A 10,554-nucleotide genomic window follows, 5' to 3' on the forward strand; every position below is an offset into this window, starting at 1 on the left:
GGGCGCGAGGACACGGTGGGCGCCCTGCGGCGGCGGCTGCGGCTGGTGCAGGGCCGGCTGGTAGCGCGGCTGCTGGAGCGCGCCCTGCCGCGCACCACGCCCACGCGCACGCGGTCGCTGCTGGCCGTGGCGGCCGACACGGCGGCGGTGGGTGGGGGCAGCGGCGAGCTGGCCCAGGCGCTGGGGGTGACGGAGCGCACGGTGCTGCGCTGGTGCCGCCGGGCGGACCTGCCGCAGCCGCGCCGGCTGATGGCGTGGCTGCGCATCCTGCTGGCGGCCGACATGCTGGACGACGCGGGCCGCACCCTGGCCGCGGCCGCGCGCGCCTGCGGCTACAGCAGCGACACGGCCCTGCGCAACGCCCTGCGCACCTTTCTGGGCGCCTCGCCCACGGAGCTGCGCGGCCACGCCTTTCAATCGGCTTCCGCGGCGTTCTCGCGGGAGCTGTTCGAGCTGCGCGAGGCCGCGCACGCCCGCGGCCGGCCGGAGAAGACGTGGCTGCAGTAGGGAAGTGCGGAAGTGCGGAAGTGCGGAAGTGCAGAAGTGCGGAAGTGCGAAAGTGCGAAAGTGCGAAAGATGAAGCCCGATCCGCCGCGACGAGCGGGATCGGGGCTTTTCCGGGTTTGTCGCGGTCGGCACTCTTCCGCAGATGCGGATCTGCCCGTCACGTCACGACGGCGGGTGCTCGTGCGTTGCACCCGGAAGGACGGCCCGGTGCGTGCGGGCATTCGGGGGATGGATGGATCGGGAACCACGGAGCACACGGACGGTATGGCCACCCTGGAAGAAGCGATCGCCATCGCGGCGCAGGCCCATCGCGGGCAGACGGACCGCGCGGGCGCGCCGTACATCCTGCATCCCCTGCGGATGATGTTCGCCGTGCGGACGGATGCGGAGCGCATGGCCGCCGTGCTGCACGACGTGGTGGAAGACACGGACTGGACGCTGGACGCCCTGCGGGGGCGCGGATTCTCCGACGAGGTGATCGATGCGGTGGACCATCTCACCCGCCGCGAGGGCGAGACCTACGACGACTTCGTGCGGCGGGCGGCGCGGCACCCGGTGGCGCGCCGCGTGAAGCTGGCGGACCTGGAAGACAACATGGATGCGCGGCGCCTCGGCACCGTTACCCCGGACGACGTGGAGCGGCTGGCCCGCTACCATCGCGCCTGTCGGTTCCTGACGGACGAGTCCGCGCGCCAACCCGGGACGGGAGAGATACGGGGATGAAGACTCGCCTTGTGCGATGGATGGTGATGCCGGCGCTGCTGATGGGCGCGCTGGCCGGCTGCGACGGGGTGCTGGGCGGCGACGGCGACGAGGTGCAGCGCGAGGAGTACCGGCGCGCCACGGGGCGGTGGGAGGCGGCCAACCTGTCGTCGTACAGCTACGTGCTCACGCTCGTCTGCTCGTGCGCGCCGGCGAGCGAGCTGCGCGCCGTGCGCGTGACGGTGCGCGACGGGGCCGTGGTCTCGCGCGTGTACGAGAGCAACGACCCGTCGCAGCGCACGCCCGCGTCGGCCGTGACGTTCGGCCCGTACGACACGGTGGAGGAATTGTTCGCCGTGGTGCAGAACAGCATCGGGCGGGACGCGGACCTGCTGAACGTGGCGTACGATCCCACGTACGGCGTGCCCCTGCTGCTGCAGTGGGACCCCGATTCGTCCGACGCGGACGACAACCTGGTGTTCCAGGTGGCCGGCTTCACGCCCGCGACGGGCTCGTAAAGGCGCGGGGCTTGCCTCGCGGGGCAGGCGAACCCGTACGCGCACCCGCACCCGGATGGACGCCGATGCCCACGCGAGCCCGAGCCCTGCTGCGCCTGCTGATCATCGCCAGCGCGCTGAGCCTTCCCGGCTGCCTGGTGGTCACCTGCGGCCCCTGACGACGAGACGCCCCGCCCCGGATCATCTCCGGGGCGGGGCGTCTTCTCGAACGGCGGGTACGAAGGTGCAGGGTACGCAGGTACGGAACAGCGGGCCGGCCCGATTCGCGCGCGGACCGCAGTTGCAGGCTGTCCCCTGTAAACCTGTCCCCTGTCCCCCGCAGTTCCGCAGTTGCCGGCTATTCCCTATTCCCTGTTCCCTAGTCCCTGCCGTTCGCCGTCCCGCTGCACCACCTCCCCGTCCACCATCGTCATCACGCACCGCATCTCCCGCAGCGCGTCCACCTCGCAGTCCAGCGGATCCACGTCCCAGGCGACCAGGTCCGCGTCGTAGCCGGGGAGCAGGCGGCCCTGGCGGTGCGACAGGCCAGCGGCGTGCGCCGGGCCCTCCGTGTACGCCCGCAGCGCCTGCCCGGCCGGGATGGCGTTCTCCATCCACCACCCCTCGCGCGGCTCGCCGCTCCACCCCACGCGGCGCACGGCCGCGAACAGGCCCATCCGCGGATCGCACGTCTCCACCGGCACGTCGCTGCCGAACGCCAGCGTCATCCCCGCGTTCGCCAGCGGCGCGAAGGCGTAGGCGCCGCGCGACCGCGCGTGGCTCCAGTGGCGCTCCGCGGCGGGGATGTCCGTCACCAGGTGCACGGGCTGCATGGAGCCCACCAGGCCGGACCGGCCCGCGCGCTCCCACAGGTCCGGCGGGCACAGCTGCACGTGCTCGATGCGGTGCGGCATGGCGGCCACGCGCGGCGCACTGCCCAGCACGTCGATGGCCAGCTCCACGGCCGCGTCGCCGATGGCGTGCACGGTGGACGCGATCCCCGCCTCCGCCGCGCGACGCACGTTCTCGCGGAACACGTCCGGCTCCAGCGTGCGGATGCCCCGGTCGTCCACCCCGCCGCCCTCGTACGGCTGCCGCATGAGCGCCGTGCGCGAGCCCAGCGCGCCGTCCAGGAACATCTTTACCCCGCCGATGCGCAGCCACGGCCCGCCGAACCCGCTGCGCAGCCGCGCGCCGATGGCGTGGTCCAGCCGGGGCAGGGGGATGGCCTGCAGCACGCGCAGCCGCAGCACTCCGTCCAGCTCCATGGCCGTAAAGTCTTCCAGCCCCGTCACCTCCACGGAGTGCACGCCCGTGAGCCCCAGGCGGTGCGCCTCCGCCTGCGCGTCCAGCAGCGCGTCGCGCACCTCCTCCGGCGACTCCTGCGGAAGGCGCGACTCCACCAGGCCGATGGCTTTTTCCAGTAGCACGCCCGTGGGTTCGCCGGCCGCGTCGCGGACGATCTCGCCGCCCTCCGGGTCCGGCGTGTCGCGGGTGATGCCGCAGCGGCGCAGGGCCTCGCTGTTCACCCACGCGCCGTGCAGGTCGTGGCTCTGCAGGAAGGCGGGCCGGTCGGGGCAGGCGCGGTCCAGCGCCTCCTTCGTGGGAAATCCGCCCCAGCGGTGCTGGTCCCAGCCCAGTCCGCGCACCCAGCCCTCGCCGGACTTCGCCGCCTCGGCGAGGACGGCCAGGCCCGCGTCCAGCGTGGCGGCGGCGTTCAGGTCCACGCGGCGGCGGGCGAGGGCCCACAGGGTCAGGTGCACGTGCGCGTCCGTGAGCCCGGGCGTGATCACGCCGTCCACGTGCTCCGTCCGCGCGCCGGGGAGGGCCGCGTGCCGCACCTCGTCCGCCGTGCCCAGCGCGGCGATGCGCCCGCCGCGTACCAGCAGCGCCTGCACGGGCGGATGGTCCCCCAGCACGTGGATGCGCCGGGCGGTGACGATCAGGTCGGGCGCGGGATGGCTCTGCACGTTCGGCGGATGCGGTTCGGGCGGAGGATCAGCGGCCGGCATGATGCGGATCGGCGGCCGGCGTCGGTCGATGGGCGAAGATGCGGAAGGCACCGTGCGCGGGCAAGGCGCGGGCGGAGGCGGCGGATGCGGATCCCGTCGATCAGCCGATCGCGATGATGATGATCGATGCAGGTGAAGCGGCGTCCCAGACCCGGCGATTGAAATCGCGGCACAGAAAACGTGATGTCGGCCTTCGCCGACGGGTCCGGCGCGGGCGAGTGCCGTGGCGACGCGCGGAGCTCGAGCGGTGTGGTTCGTATCCGACTCCGCATCGACCTGCCGTTCTCCCCTCTCCGCGAGGAACGAGCGGCGAAGGGCCGGGGGAGGAGCGGGCTGCTGCCGGCGCGATCCGTCCTTCCGAGATGAAGTTCTCCCTTCCCCCACGCTGTTTGTGGGGGAAGGGTCGGGGATGGGGGGCGCTCGCCCGGGCAGCGATCCATCCTTCCCGGGACAACGTGCTCCCGCACGCGCCGCGAACGAATCGGCCGGCGCCCCGCGCGGTGTGCGGAGTGCCGGCCGTCGTCCATCTTCTTCATCCGCCGTCACCGTTCACGAAGCCGGCCCGTGCGCGGTGTCCGGGTGCGTCGCGGGCCCGCCTCGGCCCGTCCGCGTCCTCAGGGCGTGAAGGAGTACACCAGGAACGGCGCCTCGCTCATGCCGCTGGCCAGCTGCGCGATCTGCTGCGCCGTGTAGGTGGCGCGGTTGCCGGTCATGTCCTCCGTCTCCACGGATACGATGTCCCACGTGCCGCTCCCCGGCCGCAGCGGCAGGCGGCACACCCCCGCCGTGGGGCTCATCTCGCAGGTGTGCGTCACGCCGCCCGGGCCGCGCACCGTCATCCGCGCGCTGCGCATGCCGGACACGTGGTCCAGGATCCCCACGTTCACGTAGTAGATGTCCGGGTAGCGCGTGCCCTGGTGCGGCCAGATGGTGCGGACGACGGGCGCCTGGGTATCCGGGCCGGTGCCGAACAGGTCGAACGCGCGGCCCAGCGTGCCCTGCGCCTCCAGGTCCGCCGCGGTGAACGTGGTCGTCTGCCCGTCCTTGGTCACCGTCACCCGGTCCACCTTCCACACGCCCGGCTCCGAGCCCCGGGGAAGCGTAAGGTCGCACCGGAACTCGTCACCGTAGATGCTTTCCGGGCCCGCGTTGGTGCAGTCGATGGTGCGCCCCGCGGGACCGCGGACGCGCATGGTGACGGCGCTCACGTTGCGCTGCGAGATGTGGATCCACCAGTTGGTATCCAGGTCGCGGGTGGTCGCCTCGATCCTGGGCGCGTAGCCCGCCCGCATCTGGATCTGCGGAATCCGCAGGCTTCCCCCGCGCGGCTGCCGCACCCGCACGGGGATGGACGCCGTCAGGTTGCCCCACCGGGCGGTGACGCGCGCGGTACCCGCCGCCTGCGGAAGCAGGCTCCCGTCCGCGAACGGATACACCACCTGGTCCGACGAGGTGGACCACTGCACCGCGTAGTCCACGATGACCGGTCTGCCCGCCGCGTCGCGCGCCACGGGGTACACCCGGGCCCACACGCCCACGTCCAGCACGAGCGAGTCCGGAAACAGCTCCAGCGTGGGGCCCGCCGCGCCGCGCACCCGCACCGTGGCGGAGGCCGAGAGCGTGCCCAGGGTGGCCGTCACCCGCGCCGTTCCCGCCGCCACGCCGCGCACCTGCCCCTGCGCGTCCACCGTGGCCACGCCCGGCGCCGACGACGACCAGGCGGGCGCCACGCCGGGGATCTGCGCCCCTTGGGCGTCGCGCACCACGGCGCTGAGCCCGCCCGTCCCGCCGACCTCCAGCACGAGCGAGTCCGGCACCAGCGCGAGGATGGCGGGCACGCGGCCCCGCACCCGCACCGTGGCCGACGCGCTCCGCGAGCCCAGCGTGGCCGTGATGACGGCCGTCCCCGGCGCCACGCCGCGCACGGTGCCCCGGTCGTCCACCTCCGCCACCGTGGGGTCCGACGTCGTCCACCTGGGCGCCTGCCCGGGCAGGTCCGGCTCGCCCGGGTTGGCCAGGGACACGGAGAACGCGCCCGTGCCGCCCACGTCCAGCACCATCGAGTCCGGCAGGATCACCAGCGCCACGGCCGCGCGCTGCGTGCCGCCCGTGGCCGTCGCCGTGAAGACGGCGGGCGCCGCGCTCGGCAGGGTGGCCGTGAGCGTCTGCTCCCCGGAGCGCGACCCCAGCGTCCACGTGATGTACGCCAGGCCGTCGGCCGTGGTGCGGTAGGTGGCGCGGTTCGCCCGGCCCCCGTCGCTGGCCGCGAAGGTGAGCACCGCGCCCGGCACCGGCGTGCCGTCGTCGCGCACCACCAGCGCCTGGATGGCGACCGGGAGGGGTGCGCCCGCCGGCCCCGTCTGCTCCTCGCCGCGGCGCTTGATGATGCCGACGCGCGTGCCGCCGCCGCGCAGCACCCGCGCCGTCACCGACAGGCTCAGGCCCGTGCCCGTCACGCGCATGGTCTGCGTGCCCAGCTCCGGTCCCATGATCCACGCCGTGCGGGCGTAGCCCTCCGCGTCCGTCACGGTCATCCGCGGGTCCGCGTCGCCGTTGGTGCCGGGGTTGAAGGCCAGCGGCACCCCCGCCACCGGCCGCCCCCCGGCGTCCGTTACCCGGACGACGACGGGCCCCGGCAGGGGCTGGCCGGGCGTCCCCGCCTGCCCGCCGCCACCGGTCAGCGCGACCCTGGCGCCCTTGAGGGCCGCGGCGGCGGGCCCGTCCGGCGTGGAGATGAGGGACGAGGTTTCGCTCCCGCACGCGGCGAAGAGCAGCGGCAGGCAGGCCGCGAGCAGCAGCCCGCGGAGACGCGGTCCAGGCATGGCACGTCCTTGCGTGTGAAATCCAGCACGAAAACCGCTGCTACCCGGTCGGGTGGCAGCGGTGCGCGGTGGAGCAATGGATGCGCCACGGGAGAAGGTGTCGGAAGGGGCGCGCGCCGAATCGTCCCATGCGTTCGTTTTCGTCGCCCGCAGACGCTGTGCGTCCGGTGCGGGATGGCGCCCCTCAGTCCGCGCGCAGGGAGCGCAGGGCGGCCGTCAGGTCGGCGCGGACACGGGCCTCGTCGTCGCCCCGCACGCCGTAGTAGACCACGGCGAACATGCGGTCGCCGGACGGGAGCAGGGTGGCGGCCATCAGCGAATACCCGATCGCCTGCCCCTCGGGAAACGCGGCCCGCACCCAGCCGATGCCGTTTTGCGCATCCCAGCGCATGGTGGAGACGTTCACGCCCGGCATCCGCCCGTCCGCCGTGGCCTGCGCCTCCTCCTGCGCCTCGTCGCTGCCAAAGTCCGCGCCGAACTGCTCCAGCGTGGTCCTGCGCGGCAGGGGCGCGAACCCGATCACCACCATGGGCGGCGCCGGGAAAGGCGCGTCGCCGGCCCGGAACCCCGCCTCGTACGTGATGGTGGAGCCCGTCGCCGTGAGCCTGCGCCGGAGCATGGCCATCGTCTCCTCCGGGGCGCGCGTCCACCCCGCCGGCAGCTCCAGCGACACGCCCGCCGTGCTGCGGAACGCCCGCGTCTGCTGCGCGGCCGCCGGCGCGGCGGCCAGCAGCACGAGGAGGGAAAGGAGAACGCGGGTGCGCATGGGAGCCGGGGAGCGCGGGAAACAAATGATTGGAGTGCCCAATCTGCCATGGGCGCGGGGGATGGACAAGCCCGAACCTTGCGACCGGCGGTGCGCGCCGCGATTTTGCCCCGACTTTAGCGACGGCGAGAATGGATCACGAATACATCGAGCGTCCCGAGCGGCTGGCGTCGCTGGTGGAAGAGCTTCGCGGCGAGCCCCTGCTGGGCGTGGACACCGAGGCGGCGGGCTACCACCGCTTCTTCGACCGGATGAGCCTGGTGCAGCTCTCCACGCGCACGGCCAACTACCTCATCGACCCTTTCGCGGCCGGTGAGCTGGCCCCGCTGGGGACCCTGTTCCACGACCCCGCGGTGGAAAAGATCTTCCACGACGCGGACTACGACCTGCGCATCCTGGACCGCGACGCGGGGCTGCGCCTCTCCGGCCTGTTCGACACGCAGATCGCCGCGGCGTTCCTGGGCGAAAAGCAGCTGGGGCTGGGCAGCATCGTGGAGAAGTACCTGGGCCTCAAGCTGCCCAAGGAGTTCCAGCGCGCCGACTGGGCCGAGCGCCCGCTCTCCGCCGGGATGAAGGAGTACGCCGCCACCGACACCGCGCACCTTCCCGACCTGCGCGACCGCCTTCGCGCGGCGCTGGAGGAGCGCGGGCGGCTGCACTGGGCGCAGGAGGAGTTCCTGCGCCGCGAGCAGACCCGGTGGACGGAGAGCGACGACACCCGCGAGGCGTACATGAAGGTCAAGGGCGCGCGCGACCTCACGCCGCGCGGCTTGGCCCTCCTGCGGGAGCTGTACGCGTGGCGGGAGGGCGTGGCCCGCGAGCGCGACCAGGCCACGTTCCGCGTGCTGGGCAACCAGGCGCTGCTGGAGATGAGCGCCTCGCCCCCGGGCGGCGTGCGCGACCTGCCGTCCGTCACCGGGCTCTCCGAGGGGCTGGCGCAGCGGCGTGGGCGCGACATCATGGAGGCCGTGCGCCGCGGCCTGGCCGTGCCCGAGGCGGAGCTGCCGCGCTGGCCCCGCAGCCCGCGCTTTGAGCGGGACCTGGAGCTGGAGGCGCGCGTGGAGTCCCTGCGCGACGCCCGCACGCGCGTGGCGGACCAGCTGGGGCTGGATGCCGGCTTCCTGATCCCCCGCGCCACGCTGGAGGAGATCGGCAAGGCGCGCCCCACCACGCCCGAGGCGCTGGCGCAGGTGCCCGGCGTGCGCCGCTGGCAGGTGGAGGCCGTGGGCGACACGCTGCTCAAGACGCTGCGGAAGAAGTGACGGAAGTGCGAAAGTGCGAAAGTAACGGCTTCGCGCTCTCCTGATTGGACGACGAGACTTTGGATGCGCCGGGGGATTGGCGCCGTGGCATACCTGGAGGAGACTGCACGATGAGGAGCATCACGGACGATCACGGCCGCCCCTGGGAGGCGGTCGCCATCCCCACCAAGGTGGCGCACCTGCGCGACGGCGCGCAGTTGGGCTTTCGCGTGGCGGGCGATCCCGCGGCCGCCGTCACGGCGCCCATCACGTTCAACAGCCTGGACGCGGCGAACTTCGCCATCCAGACCATGAGCGAGAAGGAGCTGCGCCGCCGCCTGGAGTTGGCGAAGACGGCGGCGGGCGTGGCCTGAGACTGTAGGGAATAGGAAATTAGGGAATAGGGAATAGGGAATAGCCTGCAACGACGCAGTTGCGGGCTGGGTGCTTACAGACGACAGCCCCCAACGGCGTTGCCGGTGGGGGCTGTCGTCCGTGCGTACGGGCCGGCTTCGCGGGGAGCGGAGCGGGTAAACCCGCCGCTGGGGCAACGGTAAGCCGTCTCGCGCTGACGCGCTCTGCGAACGAGGCTTCAACGGCCAACGGGCGCCGTCACCCGGCGGGATGGTGGGGTCCGGCACGATGACGGCCATGCAGTCCGCGCAGGGGGACTTCGTGCATTTCCAGCGGCGAATTCATTCGTTCGGCGCCGAGCCGGTTCGGGGGTAGGGGCCTGCAGATTCCGGAACACAAACGGCGGGAGAGCCGCGCCGAGCGCTGGCTCCCCCGCCGTCGTGCAGTTGCAGGCTGTTCCCTATTCCCTATTCCCTATTCCCTGTTCCCTATTCCCTATTCCCTATTCCCTATTCCCTATTCCCTGTTCCCTATTCCCTGTTCCCTATTCCCTATTCCCTGCAGTCTCCCTACCGCCCCCGCGGCCGCACCAGCCGCCCATCCATCACGTCGATCACGGCCTGCGACGGGCCCCGCTCGCGCTGCAGGCGCGCGGCCGTCTGCTCGGCCTGGCGCATCACGCGCAGGATGTTGCCGCCCAGGATCTTGGCCACGTCCGCGTCGCTGTAGCCGCGGCGCAGCAGCTCCGCCGTGAGGTACGGCAAGCGCGACACGTCCTCCATCCCCTCGGGCAGGCTCGTCACCCCGTCGAAGTCCGAGCCGATGCCCACGTGGTCGATCCCCGCCACCTTCACCACGTGGTCGATGTGGTCCGCCAGCGTGGCCACCGTTCCGCGCGCCACGGGGTTGTCGCGGCGCCACTGGTCGTACGCGCGGCGGGCGGCGTCGGGATCGTTGGGGTACTGCTCGCGAAAGCGGCGCTGCACGGCGAACATGTCGCGCATCTGCCGCGCGGCCGTGGGCTCCACGAAGCCGCTGTAGAAGTTGATCATCACCACGCCGCCGTTGTCCCGCAGCATCCGCAGCACGTCGTCGGGCACGTTGCGCGGGTGGTCCGCCAGGGCCCGCGCGGACGAGTGGCTGAAGATGACGGGCGCCTCGGAGACGCGGAGGGCATCCTCCATGGTCTCGGCCGAGACGTGGCTCAGGTCCACCAGCATCCCCAGCCGGTTCATCTCGCGGACGACCTCCTCGCCAAAGCGGGTCAGGCCGCCGTGCTCGGCGCTGTCGGTGGCCGCGTCGGCCCACTCGATGGTGTTGCCGTGGGTGAGCGTCATGTAGCGCACGCCCAGCTCGTGGAACTGCCGCAGCACGTCCAGCGAGTTCTCGATGGCGTGCCCGCCCTCGATGCCGATGAGCGACGCCACGTGCCCCGCGCGATGGATGCGCACCACGTCGTCGGCCGTGAACGCCATCTCCAGCTCCGGCGACTGCTCCGTCATCCGCTTGATCAGGCCGATCTGCGCCATCGCGAACGCCGCCGCGCCCCCCTCGTCGATCTTTTCCACCGGCACGTACGCCGCCCAGAACACGCCACCCACGCCGCCCTGGCCCAGCCGCGGCACGTCCGTGTGCTGCTGGGGCAGGGGACCG

General features: G+C 72.7%; 9 protein-coding genes. 5 read left to right on the forward strand and 4 right to left on the reverse strand.

Annotated features, from left to right (window positions below):
* From VFZ20_RS28170 to VFZ20_RS28180, 3 genes are all read left to right on the forward strand, one after another.
* A partial coding sequence (locus VFZ20_RS28170) for a helix-turn-helix domain-containing protein (RefSeq protein ID WP_329687298.1) occupies positions 1–507 on the forward strand: 507 nt, incomplete at its 5' end.
* Positions 508–771: 264 nt separating this feature from the next.
* Positions 772–1,230, forward strand: coding sequence for an HD domain-containing protein (locus VFZ20_RS28175; RefSeq protein WP_329687299.1), 459 nt, complete (start codon positions 772–774; stop codon positions 1,228–1,230).
* Complete coding sequence (locus VFZ20_RS28180; protein WP_329687300.1) at positions 1,227–1,727, forward strand: DUF6174 domain-containing protein; 501 nt, start codon at positions 1,227–1,229, stop codon at positions 1,725–1,727. The genes VFZ20_RS28175 and VFZ20_RS28180 overlap by 4 nt, the downstream gene beginning before the upstream one ends.
* A gap of 344 nt (positions 1,728–2,071) precedes the next feature.
* On the opposite strand, the gene VFZ20_RS28185 is transcribed toward VFZ20_RS28180, so the two are convergent.
* From VFZ20_RS28185 to VFZ20_RS28195, 3 genes are all read right to left on the reverse strand, one after another.
* Positions 2,072–3,676, reverse strand: a complete 1,605-nt coding sequence (locus tag VFZ20_RS28185; protein ID WP_329687301.1) for an amidohydrolase — start codon at positions 3,674–3,676, stop codon at positions 2,072–2,074.
* A gap of 656 nt (positions 3,677–4,332) precedes the next feature.
* On the reverse strand, positions 4,333–6,540 hold the full coding sequence (locus VFZ20_RS28190; RefSeq protein WP_329687302.1) for an Ig-like domain-containing protein: 2,208 nt from the start codon (positions 6,538–6,540) through the stop codon (positions 4,333–4,335).
* 184 nt (positions 6,541–6,724) lie between these two features.
* Positions 6,725–7,306, reverse strand: a complete 582-nt coding sequence (locus VFZ20_RS28195) for a hypothetical protein (RefSeq protein ID WP_329687303.1) — start codon at positions 7,304–7,306, stop codon at positions 6,725–6,727.
* A 131-nt stretch (positions 7,307–7,437) separates the two neighbouring features.
* Between VFZ20_RS28195 and VFZ20_RS28200 the strand changes: the two genes are divergently transcribed.
* Both VFZ20_RS28200 and VFZ20_RS28205 read left to right on the forward strand, forming a co-directional pair.
* Positions 7,438–8,568 (forward strand): ribonuclease D, encoded by a 1,131-nt coding sequence (locus VFZ20_RS28200; protein WP_329687304.1) that lies wholly within the window; start codon positions 7,438–7,440, stop codon positions 8,566–8,568.
* Between the two features lie 110 nt (positions 8,569–8,678).
* Positions 8,679–8,921 carry a hypothetical protein gene (locus tag VFZ20_RS28205; protein ID WP_329687305.1) on the forward strand — a complete coding sequence of 81 codons (243 nt, stop codon included), beginning with the start codon at positions 8,679–8,681 and terminating at the stop codon, positions 8,919–8,921.
* Between the two features lie 549 nt (positions 8,922–9,470).
* On the opposite strand, the gene VFZ20_RS28210 is transcribed toward VFZ20_RS28205, so the two are convergent.
* The coding region (locus VFZ20_RS28210; RefSeq protein WP_329687306.1) for a dipeptidase at positions 9,471–10,554 on the reverse strand (1,084 nt) is incomplete at its 5' end.

It is taken from the genome of Longimicrobium sp. (genome assembly GCF_036280135.1).
Lineage (GTDB): Bacteria > Gemmatimonadota > Gemmatimonadetes > Longimicrobiales > Longimicrobiaceae > Longimicrobium.

What these genes read in the sequence shown, in the direction of transcription:
- VFZ20_RS28175 (WP_329687299.1), top strand. Translation starts at nt 772, where the DNA reads ATGGCCACCCTGGAAGAAGCGATCGCCATCGCGGCGCAGGCCCATCGC.
- VFZ20_RS28180 (WP_329687300.1), top strand. Translation starts at nt 1,227, where the DNA reads ATGAAGACTCGCCTTGTGCGATGGATGGTGATGCCGGCGCTGCTGATG.
- VFZ20_RS28190 (WP_329687302.1), bottom strand. Translation starts at nt 6,540, where the DNA reads ATGCCTGGACCGCGTCTCCGCGGGCTGCTGCTCGCGGCCTGCCTGCCG.
- VFZ20_RS28195 (WP_329687303.1), bottom strand. Translation starts at nt 7,306, where the DNA reads ATGCGCACCCGCGTTCTCCTTTCCCTCCTCGTGCTGCTGGCCGCCGCG.
- VFZ20_RS28200 (WP_329687304.1), top strand. Translation starts at nt 7,438, where the DNA reads ATGGATCACGAATACATCGAGCGTCCCGAGCGGCTGGCGTCGCTGGTG.
- VFZ20_RS28205 (WP_329687305.1), top strand. Translation starts at nt 8,679, where the DNA reads ATGAGGAGCATCACGGACGATCACGGCCGCCCCTGGGAGGCGGTCGCC.